The following is a 22988-nucleotide window of genomic DNA, read 5'->3' on the forward strand; positions in this document are numbered from 1 at the left end:
TCACGCCAGCGTGCCCATCAAGAGCCGTAGCGCCAGCTCGGCCACGCTGGCCGCGTCCAGCACGTCCGACAGGGTGAGCTCGATGCCGTGATCCTCGCGCAGGCGGTGGGCCAGGTCCACCGCGTGCAGAGAGCTCAGGCCGAGCTGGATCAGCGAGCCGTGCCGATCCAGGGATCCCACCGCGGCGCCCAGCATTCGGGCGACCTGATCCAGGAGATAGTTCTCCAGGTCCAGGTGGGCGCTGGTGGGCGGGGCCGGGGTCGGGTCACCGGCGATACTCCAATTCACCACGGTGGCAGGCAGACCCGCGGCGCGGCGGTGGTCGGCGAGCGCGTCCAGGAAGGCATTGGACGCGGCGTCGGCGCCGAGCTGGCGGGTTGTCGCCGGGGACAGCAGCACGAAGAAGTCGAGCGGGCGGGCGGACAGCAGCCGGTGCAGGGTCCAGGCGCCGGCCACCTTCGCACGTAGCGCGTGTTCGAGTTGGGCCGGTGTCGGATCGGGGTGGCAATGCTCCGGTTGCACGGCGGCGTGCACGACACCGGCGATCGGCATCGAGCGGCGTTCGGCCGAAGCCAGGATGCGGGCGACGGCGTGCTCGTTGGCGATGTCCGCCACGTGCTGTTCCACAACCACCCCCGACCCTCGAAGTCGTTGTGGCACCGCCGATTCGACTTCCGTGGCCCCGATGACGAGCAGCGACCGCGCGCCCCGGTCGACCAGCCATTGGGCGCAGTGTTCGCCGGCTCCGGTGAGGCCGCCGGTGATCACATACGTCACGCCGGGCCGGATGCCGCCGCAGATCGCGTCCGGATCGGCACGGTAGGCGGTGTCGAGCGGGACCAGGCGGGGCACCCACCAGCGGCCGCGGCGCAGGGCAAGCCGAGTTTCGGTCGCCGCGGCGCGAGCCACGGCGGTCAACCGGGCCGCCTCGGTCGCCAGGGACTCGCCGCTTTCGGGCAGATCCACCAGGATGACCTCGCGCTGCTGCTCGCGACTCAGTACCGGGCCGAGTCCCCAGAGGGCCGCCTGCCAGGGCGCGCTGCAGCGCGGGTCGGGGCCGGCCGCCCGGGCACCGCGGGTCACCAGGATCGTGGGGGCTCCGGCCGGCGTGGCCTGGGCGGTGGCCAGAGCGCCGGCGCAGAGGCCGACCGCGGTCGACAACACCTGGCGGGCAGAGGAATTCGTGTGCGTCACCGAGCCCAGCGCGGCCATGTTCAGCACTGCGTGCAGCGGCCGGTCCGGTCCCAGGTCGGCGCGGATCGCGTCGGCGTCGGCGTGTGCTGCGACCGGGAACACGGTGTGGCCCGCGTTCCGGAGTTCGGCGATCACCGCGGCATCCAGGGCGGTCCCACTCTGCCGGATCAGCACCCGGCCGCGGTCCTCGCGTTCCGGACTTCCGAGTTCGACTGTCTGCCAGGCAGTCCGGAATTCGGCCATCGAGGTAGCGCTACCGCGCTGGAGCGGGTGCAACTCGGCTTCGCGGGCAGGAGAACCACTTCGGGGGTGGAAGGGCAGCGAACGCAGCGGGGTTTCCCGGGCGGGCGGTGGCGGCGCGGCGCGGCGAACGCGCACCGCCCCGACCCGCACACCGCTGAGTTCGGCGATGGCCGTGCCATTTCCGTCGTAGACGGTGATGTCACCGGCGAAACCGCTGTCGTCGTTGCGGACGGCGCGCGTCAGGCACCACTGCGGGTGCAGTGGTGTGTTCCGGAAGCGGACCCGGTCGATAGCCGTCAGCATCATCGGGCTGTCGGCGGCGGTGGGCAGCAGCGTGAAAACCGTTTGGAGACAGGCATCCAGCGCGGGCAGTGTGGTGTGACCGGCCGAGGCGCCCCGGATGCGGGCGACGGTTTCGCCTGGCCCGAACCACATTTCGGCAATGCGGCGGAAAGCGCCGACCCATTGGTTTCCGGCGAGATAGTGCTGGTTGTAGAACCGTCCTCCGGCTTGCCAGCGGATGCAGCGGGATCGCGCCTCCGCGAGGACCGGCGGCTCCAGGGCGGGCGGGTCGTCCTCGGTGCGCGCCTGGGCGAGAACGCTCTCGTCCGGGCCGACCGCGAGGAACCGCCACGCGTGCTGTTCGGCCTGCGCGACTATGCGCAAGGTCACGGTGCCGGTGCCGAGTCCGGACAGCGGCAACATCTGGCGAAAACGAATGTCGCGCAACGTGATCTCGTCGGCGCCGGAGAGTTCCTTGGCCGCGGCGTGCCACAGCTCGAGATACGCCGCGCCGGACAGGACCGGCCGACCGGCGAAGAGATGACCGAGCATGTACTCGTGCCGGGCGTCGAGCAGGCACGGCCATTCGAGCCGGTCCAGGCGCGGCTGGGTAGCGACACCGAGAATCGGGGGCGCGAATTCGGGCTGGGCGGCGGCGGTTCCGTTGACTGGATGCCGGGGCTCGGCGGGCGGGTTGGTCAGTGGTGTGGTCATGGGTTCGTCCGTTCCTCGACGGAGTTGGTGATAACCGACCATAAGTTCGATGAGCCCGGTAGTTCGCCACGCTGGCAGGCGACCATTTCGGTCGCGAAAAGTGCTGGCTCCGTGCGGGTTTGCTCGGGTCCAACTATTTGTGGGTTTCCGGGTCCAAAAAAGTTGGGGTCTGGAGCGTGCCGGGATGATCAGGCCAGACCGGCGACGGTGAGCAAGGAGGTCAGCTCACGGCGCACCAGGTGGTGGTCGCGACGAGAAAGTCGTTGCAGGGTGCGGTGCACCAGCCAGTCGTAGCGGATGTCCTCGGGACAGGCCTGGCATGCTCGTTGCAGCGCGACCACGGCGGCGATGTCGTCACCGAGCAACCCATAGACGTGAGCGATGGTGGTGTAGTAGCGAACTCGCTGTTCGATCGAGGCGCTGTCGGCCAATTCCACCTGGGCGGCGTGGCGGACGGCGTCACTGAGCCGACCGAGCCGGACCGCGATATCGATTTCGGCAATGGCCACCTCGGCAACCCCGAACCAGACATCGCGCCGCTCCGCAGCCTCCGGATCCAACCCGGCCGCAGTCGCCCGGGCCGCTGTCACCAGATCTTGGCTGCCGATCGAATCACCCACGCCCGCAGCGCCGTACGCCGCGACCAACTGCAATGCTCCGAGCACCGATCGCCCCGCGCGCACCGGTTCCAGCCGGCGCGCCGCGGCCAGCGCATAGTCCCGGCATTCGGCGTGATATCCGAGATTGTTCAGCGCCGCGGCGACATGCCAGGCGCTGACCGCGACCAGGATCGGCTGCTTCGCGTCGGCGAAGATGCCGACCGGGCGGTCGGCCACCAGCCAGGCCAGGTGATAGTCGCCGACGCGCGTGAGCAGGAAGCGGGCCAGGTGATAGGACTCGGCCAGCAGCAATCCGGCGTCGTGCGCCGAGCCGCTCGCGGTAGTGCGCGTTGCGGCCCGGAGCGAGCGTGCCGACCGCAGCACCACGGGTAGGTGGGTGGTGAGCCGGGTGTAGCGATCGGGTGCGCCGAGCCAGGCCTGCCAGCATTGCTCGAGCGCGGCCCGCACCCGCTCCGGTGGCGGCGGCGGCCCGGGTTCGACACCGAAGGCCCGTGCGGTGGGGTGATCCATGATCGCGTGGTTCAGCGGGGTCAGCACGGGCGCGATATCGCGCGCGGCCGACCGGCTCGACGTCGGATGCCCGAGCAGCGCGGTCGGATCGTCCAGGTGCAGCACCTCGGCCATGCGATAGAGCGCGGCGATGCTGTCGAGTTCGCGGTGCCCGCGTTCGATCTGCCGCAGCCATTCCTCGCTGCGACCGGCCAACTGCGCCACGACCCGGCGAGAAAGCCCGAGCCTGCGCCGCCGGATCTCGATCCGCTCCCCGACGGTGAGCGGCCGCCCGGTGGTTGCCACGTCAAGTCCTTCCTCGCGGGCGCCCAGGGCGGGTAACCACCTCAGCTGGGCGGGACTTGCGGGTAACGGTAGCCGAAACTCGTTCCCGTCGTTGAGCTTTCAACACGCGGACAACACAGTGCCCGGTAATCGCCCGGTCCGCCGCCCGCCCGCGAGCACCGGCACCCCGCCCACGATCACGTCATCGATTCCGGTCGCGGGCTCGCGCGGCGCGGCGTAGGTGGCGCGATCCCGGATGGTGCGCGGGTCGATGACGACCAGATCCGCGGCCTTGCCCCGGGCCAGCACACCCCGATCGGTGAGCCGGAACCGTTGCGCCGGCCGGGCCGCCAGGTGCACGCCGGCGTCCACCCAGGTCCAGTCGCCGAGCTCCCGGCAGTGCCGGGACAGCATCCGCGCGAAGGCGCCGTAGCCCCGCGGGTGCGGACGTCCGCCCAGGTAGATGCCGTCCGAGCCGCCCATGTGGGCTTCGTGCCGGAGCAGGCAGCGCACCGACTCCTCCAGGGCGCGCTCGGGATAGTCGAAGACGATGCCGACATCCAATGCCGACTCGACGAGCACGTCGGCGCAGAACGCGGCCGGGCGGACGCCCGCCCATGCCGCCGCAATATCCAGCGGCAACCCTTCGGCCCACCGGTAGCGCCCGGCCGGGACGTGGGCGAGTATGAAAGCGTGCCAGAGTCTCTCGTCGATCTGGGTGTCGAGCAGTTCCCGGACCGCGCGGTCCGACAGGGCCTCGAGGGTGCCGTCCAAGTCGGCGGTGGCCAGCCAGTCCGGCAGCATTTTGGCGAGAATGCTGCAACCACGGAGATACGGATAGGTGTCGAAGGTGACATCTTGACCGGTCGCGCGGGCCGTGTCGACCAGCCCGGCCAGCATCTCCCCCGGGCCGTGATAGTGCGAAATGTGCACGGCGGCACCGCTGATCCGGCCCACCGCGCACGCCTCGGACATGCCCTTGTCGGCGGCGTCGCCGTAGGTCCGCATGTGCGTGACATAGGGCAACCCGCGCCGGGCCGCCGGCACACAGACCGCCCCCAGCTCCTCCGCGTCGGCGAATCGTCCTGGGAGATAACCCAATCCGGAGGACACGCCCACCGCGCCCTGGTCCAATCCCTGCTCGGCGAGGGCGACCATGGCGGCGAGTTGCTCCGCGTCCGGGGGCAGCGGCGAACCCCCCATGACGCTGTAGCGAATTGTCCCGTGCGGCACCAGATACGCGGTGTTGATCGCGGTGGTGTGGTGGTAACACGACATTAGCTCGGCAACGGTCAGTCCGTTGTCCGAACAGGTCAGCACCGACGGGACAGGCCCATTGACCGCCGCGAAATAGCGGGCCACCCAGCGCAATGCCGCCGGTGTCGCCGGGGCGAAGGACAAGCCGTCCTGGCCCAGTACGAAGGTCGTCACCCCTTGCCGTAGCGTCGCGAGCTGCACCGCCGGGTCCAGCACCGCGCCCTCGCCGTGCACATGGGCATCGATGAAACCCGGCAGTACGTACCGCTGGGCCGCATCCACCTCGGTCCTGGCCTGGGCGGCCGCCAGGTCACCGATGACGCGGATCCGGCCGTCCGCGATGCCGATATCGGCACGATAGCCGGGCCTGCCGGTGCCGTCGAAGATAACTCCCCCGCGTACGAGGACGTCGAATGTCACGTTATTGCCGACAGTTTGGCCGTTGGTCACGCCCTGGAAACTGGAAGCCGTTGGGGCTGGCCGATTACCGGGCAAGGTGGGTACGGTGATGGGGTGACCACGGTAGTCCGGCAGGTACTGGTCAGCGAACTGACCAGCGTCGACACCATGCGCGACCCAATTGCCCTTTACCGCCAGGTCTTTCGGCTCTGTACCACCGATCCCGCGCCCAGTCCGCGCCTGCTCGTGTCGCTGGTTCGTAACGGCGGAATTGCTGTCGGAGCCTACCTGGACGGGGAATTGGTCGGCTTCAGCTACGGTTTCCCGGGCCGCGCCCCGATCGGGCACCTCGATGCGCAACGGGCCTACCACTACATGGAATTGCTTGTGGTCCGGCCGGATTGCCAGAACGCCGGGATCGGGCGCACCCTCATGCACCAGGTACGCGCCATCGCGATACGCCGTGGGCTGCAACGAATTTACTGGGCCTACGACCCGTTGCGCGCCGCCAACGCCCACTTCTACCTCGACGTCATCGGCGCCTGCGGCTACGAGTTCATCGACAACATGTACGGCGTCGAGGACTCCGGACGCGACCGCGGCTTCCCGACCCACCGCCTCGTCGCCCGCTGGGATCTCGACGCCCCCGGGCGGCACTGGCCCGAACCCCCGCCCGGCCTCGTCCTCGGGCAGCCGGTCCGCGACCGCCGGGTCGACTACGACTCGATGCTGCTGGCCATCCCCGACGACTGGGATTACCACTCCGCCACCGCCGCCCAGCACCACGACCTCTGCGCCGTCGTGCACGAGCTGATGGCAAGCGGGTATCGGGCGGTGTCCTGCCGGCGGACCGGTGGCGGGCTCGCGGTCTATCGACTCGTCTCCGGCCCACTCACCGCGGGCCACACTTATCTCCTGTAGGCACCGGCGGACATCCGGATCCAGCCATGTCGCTTCGCCCCCGATCGCGTCCACGACGTGTTCGAAACACCTACGGTACGCGGATTTTCCGGCCCGTGACCAGCGGGTCACCGCCCAGCAGGCCGCAGCAAACCCGGGGCGGCAGGGTGCAGCAGGGCCTCAGCCGATGTCGATCGGATCGATCTGCACGCGCAACGGGGCGTCGGAGCGATGGGTGCTGCGGATCGCCTGGGCGGTGGTGAGGGCCTTCGCGAGCGCGGCTCCGGAGCGGCGGTGGACACGCAGCAGCATGCGCTCGACTTCGGCGGGATCGTCGCCGCTCGAGAACGGTTTGCGTGCGCCGGGCGGGAGCGGGACCGGGCCCAGCACTTCGACATCGTCGGGAAGCTGTGCGGTGGAGAGCAATTCGGCGATGGACTCGGTGGTGCCGTCGACGGCGGCGAGGCGGACGGCGGGCGGGAACCCCACCTCGGTGCGGCCCTCGACCTCGATGCGGGCGTGGCCGAGCGGATCCCAGCGGATCAAAGCCTGCACGGTCGGGACGGACGGTTCGGCCATCACGATGACCTGGCCGCGCGAGCGCACGAGGGCGGCGGCCGACATCCAGCGGCGCAGGGTGTCCTCGGCGGCGCGCAGATCCGCGCGGCCGAGCAGCGCCCAGCCGTCGAGCAGCAACGCCACGGCATAACCGCCGCGAATCAGGGGTTCGGCGCCGACAGTGGCGACCACGACCTGGGGGCCGGGCTCGAGAGTGTCGAGAATGGCGCCGCCGCCGGACCCACGGATCGGCACACCGGGGAACGCACGACCGAGTTCTTCGGCGGTCCGGACAGCGCCGATGACCACCGCGCGCAACGCCCGTGAAGCGCAGGCCGGGCAGCGGTACGCGGCCTCTACGATGCCGCACCAGCGACAGCTCGGGCTGTGCGCCTCATCCGCCCGCGGGCCCTGCGGTAAGGCCAAGGGCCCGTTGCAATGTCGGCAACGGGCTGGAGTGCGGCATTTCGCACACGACAAGGCGGGGACGTAGCCGCGCCGAGGCACTTGCACGAGGACAGCCGCACCTTCTTTCAACGCGGCACGAGCCGCGGCGAAAGCGATGCCCGGGATGCGGATCGCGTTGGCGATCGGGTCGCGCTCCAGCGCCCAATCGCTGTCACCGGGCGCACTGATCCGCGGTGTCGCCTGGCGCAGCACATCGCGATCGGCAACCAAGTCATGCGCCCAGCCGGAGTCCACCACCGCTTGGATCTCCGCGGTCCGCGCGAAACCAGCGGCCACGAACGCCGCCCCGCTCTCGTGCGCCCGCAACATCGCCACCTCACGCGCATGCGGATAGGGCGAGCGCTGTTCGGCGTAGGTGTCATCGCCGTCATCCCAAATGGCGATCAGCCCAAGGTCTTTCGCAGGAGCGAACACAGCAGCCCGGGTCCCCACCACAATGCGCGCACTCCCCCGCAGCACCGACAACCATCGCCGATACCGCGCCGAGGGCCCCAGCCCAGCCGACAACCCGACCGCCGAATCCCCCACCAACCGAACACATTCCGTCAGCAGCCGATCCAAATCCCGCTGATCCGGCACCAGCAACACCGCACTGCGCCCACTCCCCACCACCGTCGCCGCCAGCTCCGCCAACCGCGCCGCCCAGTCCTCCCCCGGCAACGCCTGCCACGCCGCCCGAACCCCCTTGCCCTGGGCTAGCGCCGAAACAAACGCTTCCCCATGCACATACCGCCCCCAAGGTCCGAGATCTATTGGCGCTACCGATATCGCGGCCGAATCGCCCTGCACAGCAACAGTGCCCGACTCACCCGCGATGCCGTCGGACTGCCCGGCCGCCACATCCGCAGCACGCCCAGCCTCAACCTCCGTCGCTCCCGACAACCCAGACTCCGCCAACTCGGCATGCTTTTGGCCGGGGGCCAGGGCATCAGCGCCGGATGCGGCGCTCGGCTCAGGGATCCCCACCTGCACCCCGGCCGAAAGCGCGTCGGCACTACGGGATTCGGCTCCGACCGTTCGTGATGCCGTAGCCTCAGTCTCCATCGACTCGGCGACATTTTCGTCGTCGAGATCCACTGGTACCGGTTCCGCTCGGGCCGCTGCGGCCTTCTTGCTGACCTTTGGTTTCTTGCCAGTTTCCGCGCCCGCGTGCCGGGGTGGGATGGCCAGGCGTAGGACATCCGCGCGGGTGCCCGCGTAACGGGCGGCTACCGCGATCGCGAGTTGCAGGATTTCCGGGGTGAGGACGCGTTCGGGTGAGACGACGCGTTCGAGTTTGACGAGCTTGCCTGTGTGCTCGGATTTTTCGAGGCGTTCGAGCAGGTAACCGTCGACCAGGCGGCCCGCGAAACGCAGGCGTACCCGTACGCCCGGCTGGGCGATCTCGTCGAACTCCGGGGGTACCAGGTAGTCGAAGTCGCGGTCGAGGTGGGCAGGCGACAACAGCGGGAGCACCCGAGCGATCGGGTGTCCCGCTGTTGTCGATGTCGTTTCCGCGATGTCGTCCACGCGGTCCGGAGTTTACAGTCCGGCGGCGGCGCGCAGCTTCTCCGCGCGATCGGTCCGCTCCCAGGGCAGATCCACGTCGGTACGGCCGAAGTGGCCGTAGGCGGCGGTGGGGGCGTAGATCGGGCGGAGCAGGTCCAGGTCGCGGATGATCGCGCCCGGACGCAGGTCGAAGACCTCGCCGATGGCGGCGGAGATCTTGACCGGGTCGATCTTCTCGGTGCCGAAGGTCTCGACGAACAGACCGACCGGGGCCGCCTTGCCGATGGCGTAGGCGACCTGCACCTCGACGCGCTCGGACAGGCCGGCCGCGACGACGTTCTTCGCGACCCAGCGCATGGCGTAGGCGGCCGAACGGTCCACCTTCGACGGGTCCTTGCCGGAGAACGCGCCGCCACCGTGACGGGCCATGCCGCCGTAGGTGTCGACGATGATCTTGCGACCGGTCAGGCCCGCGTCACCCATCGGGCCACCGAGCACGAACTTGCCGGTCGGGTTGACCAGCAGCCGCACATCGGCGGTGTCGAGCGGGTTCGGCAGATTCAGATCGGCCAGCACCGACTCCAGCACCTTCTCGCGAATATCGGGCGCGAGCAGGTTGTCCAGGTCGATATCGGCGGCATGCTGGGTCGAGATGACGACGGTGTCGAGGCGGACCGGCTTGTCACCGTCGTATTCGATGGTGACCTGGGTCTTACCGTCGGGACGCAGGTACGGCAGCACACCGGACTTGCGCACCTCGGTCAGACGCCGGGACAGCCGGTGCGCGAGCGCGATCGGCAGCGGCATCAGCTCGGGGGTGTCGGTGGTGGCGTAGCCGAACATCAGGCCCTGATCGCCCGCGCCCTGCTTTTCGATCTCGTCGTCGGAACCGCCGATGCGGGCCTCGTGCGAGGTGTCCACGCCCTGCGCGATATCCGGCGACTGCGCGCCGATGGCAATATTGACACCGCAGGAGTTTCCGTCGAAACCCTTTGCGGAGGAGTCGTATCCGATCTCCAGGATCTTCTCCCGCACGATGTGCGGGATATCGGCGTAGGCGGAGGTGGTGACCTCGCCGGCGACGTGAACCTGACCGGTCGTAACCATGGTCTCGACCGCGACGCGACTGCGGGGATCCTCGGCGAGCAACGCGTCGAGGATGGAATCGCTGATGGCGTCACAGATCTTGTCCGGATGACCTTCGGTCACGGACTCACTGGTGAATAGGCGGCTGCCAGACGTGCGCACAGTTGTTCCCTCTCCCTCAACGGGTCGTATTGGGTCGCGGTGATTCTGCGGTGTTCGCACGCCGCAACCCTTCTCAGACTATTCCAAACCATCGACACGGCGATCCAGGTCGGATCGCTGTCAGGAGACTATTCGGCGAACCGTCATCTCCGGCGCAGCTTTTGCTGCGCTCGTATCGATCGCGCCGGGCTCGGCCACAGATCGTTAATTACTCAGCGGGTCAACGACATTCGTAACATCGATTGCGCTGGTATCGCGACATCATCCGGGACTACTTCCGCAGCAGTGGGCCGAGGGCATCAAGCACTCGACTCGCCAGCAGCGCTTTGGATCCATGGTCGAGAGCCTGTTCGGTGCCGTCGGCCCCGAGTAGCCAGCCGTCGTTGGTATCCACCTCGAACGCCTTACCCTCGCCGACGGCGTTGACCACGAGCAGGTCGCAGCCCTTACGCGCCAGCTTGGCGCGCGCATGGGTGAGCACGTCGCCGTGCTCGTCACCGGTTTCGGCCGCGAATCCGACGATCGCGGTATCGGTCAGTTGACCGTCGCGGCGCGACTGCACCAGACCGGCGAGGATGTCCTCGGTCTTGGTCAGCGCGATGACGTCGGGTTCGCCGGCGCCCTTCTTGATTTTGGCCGCGGCCACCGAGGTGGGCCGGAAATCGGCCACCGCCGCCGCCATGATCACCGCGTCCGCGCCGATCGCGTGCTTGTCCACGGCGGTCTTGAGCTGTTCGGCGGTGGTCACGTGCACCAGTTCGACGGCCGCGGGGGCGGCCATCTCGATCGTGTTGCCCGCGATCAGCGTCACTTGCGCACCGCGCTGGGCGGCGACGCGAGCGAGCGCGTAACCCTGCTTGCCGGAGCTGCGGTTGCCGAGGAAGCGCACCGGATCCAGCGGTTCCCGGGTGCCGCCCGCGGTGATCACCACGCGCCGGCCTTCGAGATCACGCGGGATGGCGTCGGCGCGTTCCTGCAGCAGCGAAGCCAGCGCGAAGATCTCCTCGGGCTCGGGTAGCCGCCCGGCGCCGGTGTCGGCGCCGGTGAGCCGCCCGTGCGCGGGCTCCATCACGATCGCGCCGTGCCGGCGCAGCGTCTCGACATTCTCCTGCGTCGCGGGGTGCTCCCACATCTCGGTGTGCATCGCGGGCGCGAACAGGACCGGGCAGCGAGCCGTCAGCAGCGTGGCGGTGAGCAGGTCGTCGGCGCGGCCCTGCGCGGCACGAGCCATCAGGTCGGCGGTGGCGGGGGCGATGACCACGAGATCCGCCTCCTGGCCCAGCCGCACGTGCGGAACCTCGGGCACATCGGAGAACACGTCGGTGTGCACCGGGTTCCCGGACAGCGCCTCGAAAGTCGCCTTGCCGACGAATTCCAGCGCCGAGGCGGTGGGGATGACCCGCACCTGGTGGCCGGTCTCGGTAAACCGCCGGACCAGCGCGCACGCCTTGTACGCGGCGATCCCGCCGCCGACTCCGACGACGATGCGTGTGGTCACTGCCCCTCCGGCTGCCTGCTGCTCAACGGACACGATCTGTGCTGAAGACTATTCGCCTTCGGAGTGCTCGAGCAGATCGGAGTGGATTTCGCGCATGGCGACCGAGAGCGGCTTCTCCTGCAGACCCGGCTCGACCAGCGGGCCGACGTACTCCAGGATGCCGTCGCCGAGCTGGTTGTAGTAGTCGTTGATCTGACGCGCGCGCTTGGCCGCGTAGATGACCAGGGCGTACTTGGACGACGTGCGCTCGAGCAGCTCGTCGATCGGCGGGTTGGTCAGGCCGATCGGAGTGTCGTACGCGGGCACAACTTTGGTGTCGCTCACTAGGGAGGCTCCTGGGAGGTAGTCGATGGAAATCGGCGGGTCTTCGAGCTGGCCTTTTCGAGCGACCTGCAAGCAGTCGCAAGCGGATCACACGAGAGTGTGGGGCCTACCTCGAATTTGTGCTAACGAACAAGGATACCAACTGCTCGCAGGCGCTGGTCACCTCGTCGTTCACGATGACTATGTCGAACTCGTCACAGGCCGCCATTTCGGTCCGCGCCGTGGTCAGCCTGCGTTCGATGACTTCCGGTGTCTCGGTGCCGCGCGACACCAGCCGGGAGACCAACTCATCCCAGCTCGGCGGGGCCAAGAACACCAATGTCGCTTCGGGGATCGCGGCGCGCACCGACCGCGCGCCCTCGAGGTCTACCTCGACGAGCACGGGCAGTCCCGCTGTCATGGCCTCCCGAACCGGGGCCGCCGGGGTGCCCGAGCGCTGCAACCCGCCATGGATGTCTGCCCATTCGAGGAGTTCGCCCGCCTCGATCATGGCGTCGAACTCGTCTCGGGACACGAACCGGTAGTCGCGTCCGTCGACCTCCCCGGGCCGGGGGGCCCGGGTAGTCGCGGACACACTGAAGACCAGTTGCGGCAGACGTTCCCGCACGCACCGCACGACCGTGGACTTACCCACGGCCGAGGGGCCGACCAGTACAACCAGTCGACCCTTCCGCGTGTGTTCGATCACCCTCGTAATCAGGAGGCGTCGAAGTCGAATCGCGTCAGCAGCGCCTTGCGCTGCCGGTCGCCCAGGCCGCGTAGACGCCGCGTGGGGGCGATCTCCAACTCGCTCATGATCTCGGCAGCCTTGACCTTGCCAACCTTCGGCAGGGCCTCGAGCAGAGCCGACACCTTCATCTTGCCGAGAATCTCATCGGTCTCGGCATCCTTGAGGACGCTCTTCAGGTCGGTGCCACCGCGCTTCAAGCGCTCCTTGAGCTCCGCCCGAGCGCGGCGAGCGGCAGCCGCCTTCTCCAAAGCAGCGGCGCGCTGCTCGTCAGTCAGCTGGGGAAGGGCCACGGTTCCTCCGTCTCATCGTTTATTGCATCAACCCTGCCAGTAACCCCGGCAGTCTCAGCGACCGTACCCACGTCGGTCCGCGATTGCGAACCCACCCCCCAGGTCAGCGCATGATTCGCCGATGTCGTAAGGGTGCGCGCGCGTGGATGCGAAGGACGCCCCGGTCACGCTGGCGATCTTGCTGGGACGAACCCGAAATGTGTTGGTACCAGCGGGTTTTCGATACCGAACTGGGTTAGCGGGATAGTTGCGACAACGGGTTTCGGCCGCGTAGCAAACAGTCACGCGCGCGACCAGGAAGTTTCTCGAATTTTTCCGCGTGTCGCCGCTTTCACCCGCGTGTCGGATCGAACACATGTCCATGGGATGCGCTGTGACGCGCCCGCTACGGCAGACGCCGCACCGGGCCCTGACGGCTGCGAGGGCGTGATGAACGCGGGCTTTGCCTACAACGGCGTCTGCAAGGGCGGCGAGGGCATGTACCGCCTCGAGGTCGACTGCTTCGGCTACAGCCTCAACCCGCTCGCCCTCGGGCCCTACACGGTCCGGCAGGACCTGCCGGTCGGCCAGGCCGGCACCGTCGGCTGTTTCGGCCCGAACTGGTCCAGCGCGGGATGGGGCTCCGGCGGGCGCATCTTCCGGCTCTAGGCCCAATACCTCTGACGGCGCCCAGCATGCGTTCTGGGCGCCGTCAGAGGCATTTGCAGGGTGTTTCGGCGGTTATGCGCGCAGGAACGCGAAGTCCTCCTGCAGGGCGCTCACCTTGGCGCGCAGCGACGCGACGGTGGGGCCGTCGCGCAGGACCTCACGGGAGACGTTCGGCACCACCAGGGGCAGCACCGATTCGGGAACCAGCGCGCGAATGGACTCCGCGCCGCCGCCCTGCGCGCCCACGCCGGGCATGAGAATCGGACCGTTCAGCGCGGACAAGTCGGGTGCCTCGGTCAGCGTCGCGCCGACAACGACTCCGACAGAACCGAATTCCTGCCCCGCGTTGCGCTGGGCGCACTCGTCGACGATGGTCTGGGCGATGCTGCGCCCGTCCGCGCCGAGCGCGCCTTGCACTTGCGCCCCTTCGGGATTGGAGGTCGCGGCCAGCACGAACAGGCCGCGGCCGTTGCGCTCGGCGAGGTCCAATGCCGGTGCGAGCGAACCGAATCCGAGGTAGGGCGAGACGGTCAGCGAGTCCACGGCGAGTGGGCTCTCGCCGAGCCAGGCGCGAGCGTAGGCCTCCATGGTGGAGCCGATGTCGCCGCGTTTGGCGTCGGCGAGCACCAGGACGCCCGCGTCGCGCAGGTCCGCGATGGCGTGCTCGAGGACCGCGAGTCCGCCGGAACCGTAGGCCTCGAAGAAGGCGACCTGGGGTTTGACCAGCGCGACGGTGCCGATGAAAGCGTCCACGCAGAGTTCGGTGAACTTCGCGAGGCCCGCCACGTCATCGGTCAGGCCCCAGGACGCGAGCAGTGGCGGATGCGGGTCGATGCCGACGCACAGCGGACCGAACTGCCGCATCGCGTGCTGCAAACGCGTGCCGAACGATGTCACTGAGAACCTCCTGTAATCACCTGCAATGCCCGAGCTTTCACGAGCCTTCCGTACAAAACCCGGCCCCGCACGGAGGGAGTCTTACGACCGACCGTTCGCGGCCCGTCTCGCTTTCGAGCGGCCGAAGCGCATGCGCCGCAGGCGCGAGTCTCGGCCGCTCGAAAGCGAGACATCAGGGGGCCGCGAACACGCGGTGCCGCAGGCGCCGCCAATCAAACACTGCGCAGCTTCGAGTGCAGTTCCTGCAAGGACCGCACGCCGATGCCGCCGTTGATCTCGGCCTCGATGCCCTGCACGGCCGCGGCCGCACCCTGCACGGTGGTGATGCACGGGATGTTCGCGCCCACCGCGGCGGTGCGGATCTCGTAACCGTCCACGCGGGGGCCGGAGTTGCCGTACGGGGTGTTGAACACCATGTCGACCTCACCGTCGCGGATCATCTCCACGATGGTGGGCTGGTCGGCCGGGCTGTCCTCGGAGTGCTTGCGCACCTGCTCGCACGGAATGCCGTTGCGGCGCAGCATTTCCGCGGTGCCCTCGGTGGCGAGGATGCGGAAACCCAAGTCGTGCAGGCGCTTCACCGGGAACACCATGGCGCGCTTGTCACGGTTGGCGATGGAGACGAACACCGCGCCCTCGGTAGGCAGCGAACCGTAGGCGGCGGCCTGCGATTTGGCGAAGGCGGTGCCGAAGTCGGCGTCGATGCCCATGACCTCACCGGTGGACTTCATCTCCGGGGAGAGCAGCGAATCCACGCCGCTGCCGTCGGCGCGCTTGAAGCGGTGGAAGGGCAGGACCGCTTCCTTGACCGCGACCGGAGCGTCGAACGGGACGTGGCCGCCGTCGCCCTCGGCCGGCAGCATGCCCTCCTTGCGGAGTTCGGCGATGGTGGCGCCCATGGTGATTCGGGCCGCCGCCTTGGCCAGCGGCACCGCGGTGGCCTTGGAGACGAACGGAACCGTCCGGCTGGCACGGGGATTGGCCTCGAGGACGTAGAGCACGTCGTCCTTGAGCGCGTACTGCACGTTCAGCAGGCCCTTGACGCCGATGCCCTTGGCCAGAGCCACCGTGGAGCGGCGCACGGCCTCGATGTCGCTGCGGCCCAGGGTGATCGGGGGCAGCGCGCAGGCGGAGTCACCGGAGTGGATACCGGCCTCTTCGATGTGTTCCATCACGCCGCCGAGGTAGACCTCTTCGCCGTCGCACAGGGCGTCGACGTCGATCTCGATGGCGTCTTCGAGGAACCGGTCGATGAGCACCGGGCGATCCGGGCTGATCTCGGTGGCGCGGGAGATGTAACCCTCGAGCGCGTTCTCGTCGTAGACGATCTCCATGCCGCGACCGCCCAGCACGTAGGACGGGCGCACCAGCACCGGGTAGCCGATCGTGTTGGCGATCTTCTTGGCCTGCGGGAAGGTGGTGGCGGTGCCGTACTTGGGCGCGGGCAGGCCCGCGGCCACCAGCACGTCGCCGAACTCGCCGCGGTCCTCGGCCAGGTCGATGGCGGCGGCGCTGGTGCCGACCACCGGGACACCGGCGTCGGTCAGGCGCTGCGCCAGACCCAGCGGGGTCTGACCGCCGAGCTGGACGATAACGCCTGCGACAGTGCCGGATTCGCATTCCGCGTGGTAGACCTCGAGCACGTCCTCGAAGGTCAGCGGCTCGAAGTAGAGGCGGTCGGCGGTGTCGTAGTCGGTGGAGACGGTTTCCGGGTTGCAGTTGACCATCACGGTCTCGTACCCGGCCTCCGACAGCGTCAGCGCGGCGTGCACACAGGAGTAGTCGAACTCGATGCCCTGTCCGATCCGGTTCGGGCCGGAACCCAGGATCAGCACCTTGTCGCGGTCGGGCTGCGGCGCGACCTCGGATTCCGCGTCGGGATCGAGTTCGTAAGCCGAGTAGTGGTACGGGGTCTTGGCCTCGAACTCGGCGGCACAGGTGTCGACGGTCTTGTACACCGGGCGCACACCCAGGCGGTGGCGGAGTGCGCGCACGCCGGTCTCACCCGCCAATTCCGGTCGCAGCGCGGCCAATTGGCGGTCGGAGAGGCCGTAGTGCTTGGCACGGCGCAGCAGTTCCTCGTCCAGCACGGGGGCGTCGAGGATCTCCTGGCGCAGTTCCACCAGGCCCGCGACCTCGGCGACGAACCACGGGTCGATACCGGAGGCCTTGGCGACCTCTTCGATGCTCGCGCCGTAGCGCAGGGCGCGTTCGACCTGGTAGATCCGGCCCTCGGTGGGAGTGCGCAGGTCTTCCAGGATCTTCTCGATCGCGCCGCGGACATCACCGTCGACCGGAGCCCACTGGCCGTCTTCCTGCGTCCAGAAGCCGGTGGCCTTGGTCTCCAGCGAACGCAGCACCTTGCCGAGTGCCTCGGAGAAGTTGCGGCCCAGCGACATCGCCTCGCCGACCGACTTCATGGTGGTGGTCAGCGTGGCGTCGGCGCCCGGGAACTTCTCGAAGGCGAACCGCGGCGCCTTCACGACCACGTAGTCGAGCGTGGGCTCGAAGCAGGCCGGGGTTTCCTTGGTGATGTCGTTGACGATCTCGTCCAAGGTGTAGCCGATGGCCAGCTTCGCGGCGATCTTGGCGATCGGGAAACCCGTCGCCTTGGACGCCAGCGCGGACGAGCGCGAGACACGCGGGTTCATCTCGATGACGATCAGGCGACCGTCGGCCGGGTCCACCGCGAACTGGATGTTGCAGCCGCCGGTGTCGACACCGACCTCGCGCAGGATGGCGATGCCGAGATCGCGCATCTTCTGGTATTCGCGGTCGGTGAGCGTCATGGCCGGGGCGACGGTGACCGAGTCACCGGTGTGCACGCCCATCGGGTCCACGTTCTCGATCGAGCAGACGATGACCACATTGTCGTTGCGGTCGCGCATGAGCTCGAGCTCGAATTCCTTCCAGCCCAGGATGGATTCCTCGATCAGCACGTTCGCGGTGGGCGAGGCGGCCAGGCCGCCGCCGGCGATGCGATCGAGATCCTCGTGGTTGTAGGCCATGCCGGAGCCGAGGCCGCCCATGGTGAACGACGGGCGCACGACCACCGGGAAACCCAGCTCGCCAACGGTTTCGCGGACCTCGTCCATGGTGAAGCAGACCTTGGAGCGCGCGGACTCGCCGCCGACCTTGGCGACGATGTCCTTGAACTTCTGCCGGTCCTCACCACGCTGGATGGCTTCGAAGTCGGCGCCGATCAGCTCGACGTTGTACTTCTCCAGGATGCCGTTCTCGTGCAGGTCGACCGCGCAGTTCAGCGCGGTCTGGCCGCCCAGGGTGGCCAGAATCGCGTCCGGCTGCTCCTTGGCGATGACCTTCTCGACGAACTCCCAGGTGATCGGCTCGACGTAGGTCGAGTCCGCGAACTCCGGGTCGGTCATGATCGTCGCCGGGTTCGAGTTGACCAGCGAGACGCGCAAGCCCTCGGCCTTGAGCACGCGGCACGCCTGGGTGCCGGAGTAGTCGAACTCGCAGGCCTGGCCGATGACGATCGGGCCCGAGCCGATCACCAGGATGTGCTTCAGATCCTCGCGGCGAGGCATCAGGCTCCTTCCATGAGACCGGCGAAACGGTCGAAGAGATAAGCGGCGTCGTGGGGGCCGGCGGCGGCCTCCGGGTGGTACTGCACCGAGAACGCGCGGCCGTCGACCAGCTGCACGCCCTCGACGGTGCCGTCGTTGGCGCAGATGTGGCTGACCTGGGCCTTGCCGAACGGGGTGTCGAAGACCTCGCCCCGCTCGCCCTCCAGCGCGAAACCGTGGTTCTGCGCGGTGATGGAGATGCGGCCGGTGCTGTGCTCGACGACCGGGATGTTGATGCCGCGGTGGCCGAACTTCATCTTGTAGGTGTTGCGGCCCAGTGCCCGGCCCAGGATCTGGTTGCCGAAGCAGATACCGAACAGCGGCAGGCCCTCGGAGAGGATGCCCTGGGTCAGCGCGACCGCGCCGTCCTGGGTGGCCGGGTCGCCCGGGCCGTTGGACAGGAAGACGCCGTCCGGGTTCAGTTCCTTGATCTGGTCCAGGGTGGCGTTGGACGGGACCACGTGCACCCGCATGCCGCGCTCGGCGAACATGCGCGGGGTGTTGGTCTTGATGCCCAGGTCGACGGCGACGACGGTGAAGCGGGCGTCACCGACCGGGTCGATGGTGTAGATCTCGTTCGTGCTGACCTCGTCGGCCAGGTCCGCGCCGAGCATCGAGGGCTGGTTGGTGACGCGCGACAGCAACTGCTCGGCGTCGGCCAGCGCGGGCCCGGAGAAGATGCCCGCCTTCATCGAGCCGCGGGTGCGCAGGTGGCGGACCAGGGCGCGGGTGTCGACGCCCGCGATGCCGACCACGTTCTGGCGCTGCATCTCCTCGGGCAGTGTCGTGGTGGCGCGCCAGTTGGAGGCGCGGCGCGCGGGGTCGCGCACGACATAACCGGCGACCCAGATCTTGCTGGACTCGTCGTCCTCGTCGTTCCAGCCGGTGTTGCCGATCTGCGGGGCCGCGGCCACCACGATCTGGCGGTGGTAGCTGGGGTCGGTCAAGGTCTCCTGGTAGCCGGTCATCGCGGTGCAGAACACCGCCTCGCCCAGGGTTTCACCCAGCGCGCCGTAGGCCGAGCCGCGGAACACGCGGCCGTCCTCCAGCACGAGAGCGGCTTGTTCTTGTTTCGTCACTCGTCGTCTCCCGTCAAAGTCCTGGCCCAGGCCGGATACACCGTCTTGTCGTCACCTCGGAAACCGGTATCTATCTCGGTTCCGGTCGGCAGTGTCCAGCGAATTACCAGCACACCATCTTCTGTCATTACCTTGCCCGCGTGACCGCGCTCGGTCCGCACGGTGCTGATGGACTCCTGCGGAATCCAGAGCACCGTGGCGCCGTCGCGTTCGAGCAGGATTCCCTTTTCGAACCGGGTCAATTCCGCGGTAGCGCGGAAACCCAAGTCCCCGACCGCGATCCGGTCCTGCCAGCTGGGCGCGAAGGTGCTGCCCAGGTAGAGGCCCGTGGTCGGTTCCAGCACCTGCGCGCCCAGATCGGCAGGGACCTGCGGCAGTTCACCGATCCGTTCGGCCTGGCGGGCCGCCCGGTTCTGCCAGCCCCGATACATCAGCCACAGCGCCAGCGCGCACAGCGCGAAGCAACCGACAGCCCACAGCGTTCTCTCCATTTAGAGCACTGCCTTCCCATCGCGAGCGGTGACCCGGCCGCGCAGCATCGTCGCCGTCACCTTCGCCGGGAACGTCATCTCCTCGAACGGTGTGTTGTTCGAGATGCTGGCGAGTTCCTGGGCCCGCACGGTCCAGGACGCGTCCGGGTCGACCAGGGTGAGGTTGGCGGGCTCGCCGACCTCGATCGGGCGGCCGTGCTCGTCCAATCCGACGATCGCGGCGGGCTTCTCGCTCATCACCCGGGCGACGCCGCGCCAGTCCAGCAGGCCCGGCTCGACCATGGTCTGCACGATGATCGACAGCGCCGTTTCCAGGCCGAGCATGCCGGGGCGGGCCGCGGAGAACTCGCAGCACTTGTCCTGTTCGGCGTGCGGGGCGTGGTCGGTGGCGACACAGTCGAGGACACCGTCGGCCAGGGCCTGGCGCAGCGCGGCGACGTCGGAGGCCTCGCGCAGCGGCGGGTTGACCCGGTTGACCGCGTCGTAGGTTTCCAGGCGCGAGTCGTCCAGCAGCAGGTGGTGCGGGGTGACCTCGGCGGTGATCGAAATGCCCTGGGCCTTGGCCCATTTCACCAGTTCCACGGTGCCCGCAGTGGAGGCGTGGCAGATGTGCACGCGGGCCTTCGCGTCGCGGGCGAGCAGGGCGTCGCGGGCCACGATGGCTTCCTCGGCGGCGCGCGGCCAGCCCGCCAGGCCCAGCCTGGCGGCATTCGGGCCCTCGTGTGCCACAGCGCCTTCGGTGAGGCGGGGCTCCTCCGCGTGCTGGGCGATGAGCACGCCCAGGGAGGTCGCGTACTCCAGGGCGCGGCGCATGATCAGCGGGTCGTAGACGCAGTGGCCGTCGTCGGAGAACATCCGGACCTGACCCACACCCGCTGCCATGGTGCCCATTTCGGCGAGCTGCTTGCCTTTGAGGCCGACCGTGACCGCGCCGACCGGGTAGACGTCGACCAGGCCCACTTCCTGGCCGCGACGCCACACATGGTCGGTGACGACGTGGGAGTCGGCGACCGGGTTGGTGTTGGCCATCGCGAAGACCGCGGTGTAACCGCCGAGAGCGGCTGCGGAGGAACCGGATTCGATGGTTTCGGTGTCCTCGCGGCCGGGTTCGCGCAGATGCGTGTGCAGGTCGACGAAGCCCGGGAGCAGGATCTGGCCCTGGGCGTCGATCACCTCGTCAGCTGTGAGGTCGGTGCCGATCTCGGCGATCACGCCGTCCCGGATCAGCACGTCGACCGGGTCGCCCTCGCCATAGGGGCGGGCGCCCTTGATCACCAGTTCCACGGCACCACCTTTCTGTGTCATGCGACTGCCTCCTGGGTGCCGACCAGCAGGCGGAACAGCACCGCCATGCGCATGTGCACACCGTTGGTGACCTGCTGCAGAATCGCGGCCCGCTCCGAATCCGCAACGGCGGGAGCGATTTCCATGCCGCGCAGCATCGGGCCGGGGTGCAGGACCACGGTGTGGTCGTCGAGCAGCGCCATCCGGCGTTCGCTGAGTCCGTAGTTGACCGCGTACTCCCGCGGCGACGGGAAGAAGCCGCCGTTCATCCGCTCCTGCTGGACGCGCAGCATCATCACCGCGTCGGCGCCGGGCAGTTCCGCGTCCAGGGAGTTCGCGACGCGGCAGGGCCAGGATTCGACGCCGATCGGCAGCAGGGTGCGCGGCGCGACGAGCGTGACGTCGGCGCCGAGGGTGGCGAGCAGGAAGACATTCGAGCGGGCGACCCGGCTGTGCAGGATGTCACCGACGATGACGACCCGCTTGCCCTCGATATCGCCGAGGCGCTGGCGCAAGGTGAGCGCGTCCAGCAGGGCCTGGGTCGGGTGCTCGTGCGTGCCGTCGCCGGCGTTGATGATCGCCGGGCCCTGCCGGTTTTCCTGGCCGGCCCAGGCATCCATCCAGCGGGCGATCTGATGCGCGGCGCCCGAGGCCGGGTGCCGGACGATCAGCGCGTCCGCGCCGGCCGCGTGCAGGGTGAGCGCGGTGTCGCGCAGCGATTCGCCCTTGGAGACCGAGGAGGAGCTGGCACTGACATTGATGACATCCGCGCTCATCCACTTGCCGGCGACCTCGAAGGAGACGCGGGTGCGGGTGGAGTTCTCGTAGAAGACCGTCATCACGGTGCGGCCGCGCAGCGTCGGCAGCTTGTGCACCTCGCGGCCCAGCAGTGCCTGCTCGAAACGTTCGGCTTCGTCGAGCATTTCGACGGCGGCGGCCCGGTTCAGATTTGTGACGCTGAGCAGATGCCTCACGCCTCGTCCTCCTGATGCAGGTAGACGCCGTCGCGGCCGTCGTGTTCGGCGAGCAGTACGGAAATGTCTTCCGAGCGGGAGGTGGGGACGTTCTTACCCACGAAGTCCGCGCGGATCGGGAGTTCGCGGTGGCCGCGGTCGATCAGCACCGCCAGCTGCACGGAGCGGGGGCGACCGAGGTCGCGTAGCCCGTCCAGGGCGGAGCGCACGGTGCGGCCGGAGAACAGTACGTCGTCGACGAGGACCACCAGCGCGTCCTCGATACCGCCCTCGGGCACCGAGGTGCGCTCCAGCGGGCGATGCGGACGGGTCCGCAAGTCGTCGCGGTAAAGGGTGATGTCGAGGGAACCGAGCGCCGGGCGGACACCGGAGAATTCCTCGATCTTCTCCGTCAGCCGCGCGGCCAGGGTGGTGCCGCGGGTCGGGATACCGATCAGCACCACACGCGGCGCGGTGGGATCGTCCGAATCCAGGGCGGTCTTCTCGATGATTTGGTGCGCGATACGCGCGATGGTCCGACTGACATCGGATGGCGACAGCAGCTCACGCCCCGCTGCCACCCACTCCGGGGTATGCCTCTGCGATTGCTCGCCGGACTTGGCCGCCCGATCTCCAGGCACAGCCATGCCGACCTCCTTCCCCGCCTCACTGAACGGTCCGTTAAAGGATGTCTTACGGCTAGCAGCCTAACAGCGCCCCAATCCGTGCTTCCACCAGGCATATCCCTTGTGAGCCGGGCCACGCGCGCCCCTGTGAGCCCGGCCACGCACCGCTCCCCGCCCGTCCCCCGCCCCCGCTTGCTCCGCGCTAGCTCCGCACCCCGCAACCCCTCCCCCGAGTTCCCTTGCGGCCCACAACCATCCGGTCACCGAGATTCCACCTCCGTTTGCCCAACCAGCGCGCTAACATTGCGCGTCGTTCACACGCAGGATGGGATGAAATGGACTTCTTGGCACTGTTCTTCAGCTTTTTCGCCTACAACCCCGACCCCGGCATCTTCTGATCCGGGCCGGCGGCCGCGGGCGCCAACCCGCCCGCGGC

Annotated in this window: 18 protein-coding genes; 2 read left to right on the top strand and 16 right to left on the bottom strand. The window is 68.5% G+C overall.

Annotated features, from left to right (window positions below):
• The 3 genes from IBX22_RS03835 to IBX22_RS03845 all read right to left on the bottom strand — a co-directional run bounded on the left by IBX22_RS03835 (window position 1) and on the right by IBX22_RS03845 (window position 5534).
• The gene (locus IBX22_RS03835; RefSeq protein ID WP_194813986.1) at window positions 1-2433 is read right to left on the bottom strand and encodes a KR domain-containing protein; all 2433 of its coding nucleotides are present in this window, start codon (window positions 2431-2433) and stop codon (window positions 1-3) included.
• 188 nt (window positions 2434-2621) lie between these two features.
• Window positions 2622-3848: a helix-turn-helix domain-containing protein gene (locus IBX22_RS03840; protein ID WP_194813987.1), complete on the bottom strand. Its 1227-nt coding sequence runs from the start codon at window positions 3846-3848 to the stop codon at window positions 2622-2624.
• 99 nt (window positions 3849-3947) lie between these two features.
• On the bottom strand, window positions 3948-5534 hold the full coding sequence (locus IBX22_RS03845; RefSeq protein WP_309234412.1) for an amidohydrolase family protein: 1587 nt from the start codon (window positions 5532-5534) through the stop codon (window positions 3948-3950).
• 63 nt (window positions 5535-5597) lie between these two features.
• Between IBX22_RS03845 and IBX22_RS03850 the strand changes: the two genes are divergently transcribed.
• Window positions 5598-6404, top strand: a complete 807-nt coding sequence (locus IBX22_RS03850) for a GNAT family N-acetyltransferase (protein WP_194813988.1) — start codon at window positions 5598-5600, stop codon at window positions 6402-6404.
• A 159-nt stretch (window positions 6405-6563) separates the two neighbouring features.
• Here the strand turns inward: IBX22_RS03850 and IBX22_RS03855 are convergent, their stop codons facing one another.
• The 6 genes from IBX22_RS03855 to mihF all read right to left on the bottom strand — a co-directional run bounded on the left by IBX22_RS03855 (window position 6564) and on the right by mihF (window position 12987).
• Complete coding sequence (locus tag IBX22_RS03855) at window positions 6564-8918, bottom strand: primosomal protein N' (RefSeq protein WP_375540197.1); 2355 nt, start codon at window positions 8916-8918, stop codon at window positions 6564-6566.
• Between the two features lie 12 nt (window positions 8919-8930).
• Window positions 8931-10145, bottom strand: coding sequence for a methionine adenosyltransferase (gene metK, locus IBX22_RS03860; RefSeq protein WP_194813989.1), 1215 nt, complete (start codon window positions 10143-10145; stop codon window positions 8931-8933).
• 271 nt (window positions 10146-10416) lie between these two features.
• A complete protein-coding gene (gene coaBC, locus IBX22_RS03865) occupies window positions 10417-11679 on the bottom strand; it encodes a bifunctional phosphopantothenoylcysteine decarboxylase/phosphopantothenate--cysteine ligase CoaBC (protein WP_375540223.1) in 1263 nt (420 codons plus the stop codon).
• Window positions 11680-11691: 12 nt separating this feature from the next.
• The gene (gene rpoZ, locus IBX22_RS03870) at window positions 11692-11967 is read right to left on the bottom strand and encodes a DNA-directed RNA polymerase subunit omega (protein WP_194813991.1); all 276 of its coding nucleotides are present in this window, start codon (window positions 11965-11967) and stop codon (window positions 11692-11694) included.
• Between the two features lie 106 nt (window positions 11968-12073).
• Window positions 12074-12655: a guanylate kinase gene (gene gmk, locus IBX22_RS03875; protein ID WP_194813992.1), complete on the bottom strand. Its 582-nt coding sequence runs from the start codon at window positions 12653-12655 to the stop codon at window positions 12074-12076.
• An 8-nt stretch (window positions 12656-12663) separates the two neighbouring features.
• A complete protein-coding gene (gene mihF, locus IBX22_RS03880) occupies window positions 12664-12987 on the bottom strand; it encodes an integration host factor, actinobacterial type (RefSeq protein ID WP_194813993.1) in 324 nt (107 codons plus the stop codon).
• Window positions 12988-13416: 429 nt separating this feature from the next.
• On the opposite strand from mihF, the gene IBX22_RS03885 reads away from it, so the two are divergent.
• Complete coding sequence (locus IBX22_RS03885) at window positions 13417-13635, top strand: hypothetical protein (protein ID WP_194813994.1); 219 nt, start codon at window positions 13417-13419, stop codon at window positions 13633-13635.
• Between the two features lie 72 nt (window positions 13636-13707).
• Here IBX22_RS03885 and pyrF read toward each other — a convergent pair whose 3' ends face one another.
• The 7 genes from pyrF to pyrR all read right to left on the bottom strand — a co-directional run bounded on the left by pyrF (window position 13708) and on the right by pyrR (window position 22573).
• Window positions 13708-14532: an orotidine-5'-phosphate decarboxylase gene (pyrF, locus tag IBX22_RS03890; protein WP_194813995.1), complete on the bottom strand. Its 825-nt coding sequence runs from the start codon at window positions 14530-14532 to the stop codon at window positions 13708-13710.
• Window positions 14533-14744: 212 nt separating this feature from the next.
• The gene (carB, locus tag IBX22_RS03895; protein ID WP_194813996.1) at window positions 14745-18080 is read right to left on the bottom strand and encodes a carbamoyl-phosphate synthase large subunit; all 3336 of its coding nucleotides are present in this window, start codon (window positions 18078-18080) and stop codon (window positions 14745-14747) included.
• Window positions 18080-19198 (bottom strand): glutamine-hydrolyzing carbamoyl-phosphate synthase small subunit, encoded by a 1119-nt coding sequence (gene carA, locus IBX22_RS03900; protein WP_194813997.1) that lies wholly within the window; start codon window positions 19196-19198, stop codon window positions 18080-18082. Before carA ends, carB begins: the two co-directional genes overlap by 1 nt.
• Window positions 19195-19689 (bottom strand): transporter, encoded by a 495-nt coding sequence (locus IBX22_RS03905; protein WP_194813998.1) that lies wholly within the window; start codon window positions 19687-19689, stop codon window positions 19195-19197. The genes carA and IBX22_RS03905 overlap by 4 nt, the downstream gene beginning before the upstream one ends.
• Entirely contained in the window at window positions 19690-20994 is a 1305-nt protein-coding gene (locus IBX22_RS03910) for a dihydroorotase (protein ID WP_194813999.1), read from the bottom strand. It lies immediately after the preceding gene.
• Window positions 20991-21947, bottom strand: coding sequence for an aspartate carbamoyltransferase catalytic subunit (locus IBX22_RS03915; RefSeq protein WP_194814000.1), 957 nt, complete (start codon window positions 21945-21947; stop codon window positions 20991-20993). The genes IBX22_RS03910 and IBX22_RS03915 overlap by 4 nt, the downstream gene beginning before the upstream one ends.
• Window positions 21944-22573 (bottom strand): bifunctional pyr operon transcriptional regulator/uracil phosphoribosyltransferase PyrR, encoded by a 630-nt coding sequence (gene pyrR, locus IBX22_RS03920; RefSeq protein ID WP_228538170.1) that lies wholly within the window; start codon window positions 22571-22573, stop codon window positions 21944-21946. Before pyrR ends, IBX22_RS03915 begins: the two co-directional genes overlap by 4 nt.
• Between the last annotated feature and the right edge of the window lie 415 nt (window positions 22574-22988).

Source organism: Nocardia sp. XZ_19_385 (assembly GCF_015355755.1).
Taxonomy (GTDB): Bacteria; Actinomycetota; Actinomycetes; order Mycobacteriales; family Mycobacteriaceae; genus Nocardia.

Excerpts from the sequence above, each read along its gene's own strand:
- IBX22_RS03835 (WP_194813986.1), bottom strand. The coding sequence starts at position 2,433 with ATGACCACACCACTGACCAACCCGCCCGCCGAGCCCCGGCATCCAGTC.
- IBX22_RS03885 (WP_194813994.1), top strand. The coding sequence starts at position 13,417 with ATGAACGCGGGCTTTGCCTACAACGGCGTCTGCAAGGGCGGCGAGGGC.
- carB (WP_194813996.1), bottom strand. The coding sequence starts at position 18,080 with ATGCCTCGCCGCGAGGATCTGAAGCACATCCTGGTGATCGGCTCGGGC.
- IBX22_RS03905 (WP_194813998.1), bottom strand. The coding sequence starts at position 19,689 with ATGGAGAGAACGCTGTGGGCTGTCGGTTGCTTCGCGCTGTGCGCGCTG.
- IBX22_RS03910 (WP_194813999.1), bottom strand. The coding sequence starts at position 20,994 with ATGACACAGAAAGGTGGTGCCGTGGAACTGGTGATCAAGGGCGCCCGC.
- pyrR (WP_228538170.1), bottom strand. The coding sequence starts at position 22,573 with ATGGCTGTGCCTGGAGATCGGGCGGCCAAGTCCGGCGAGCAATCGCAG.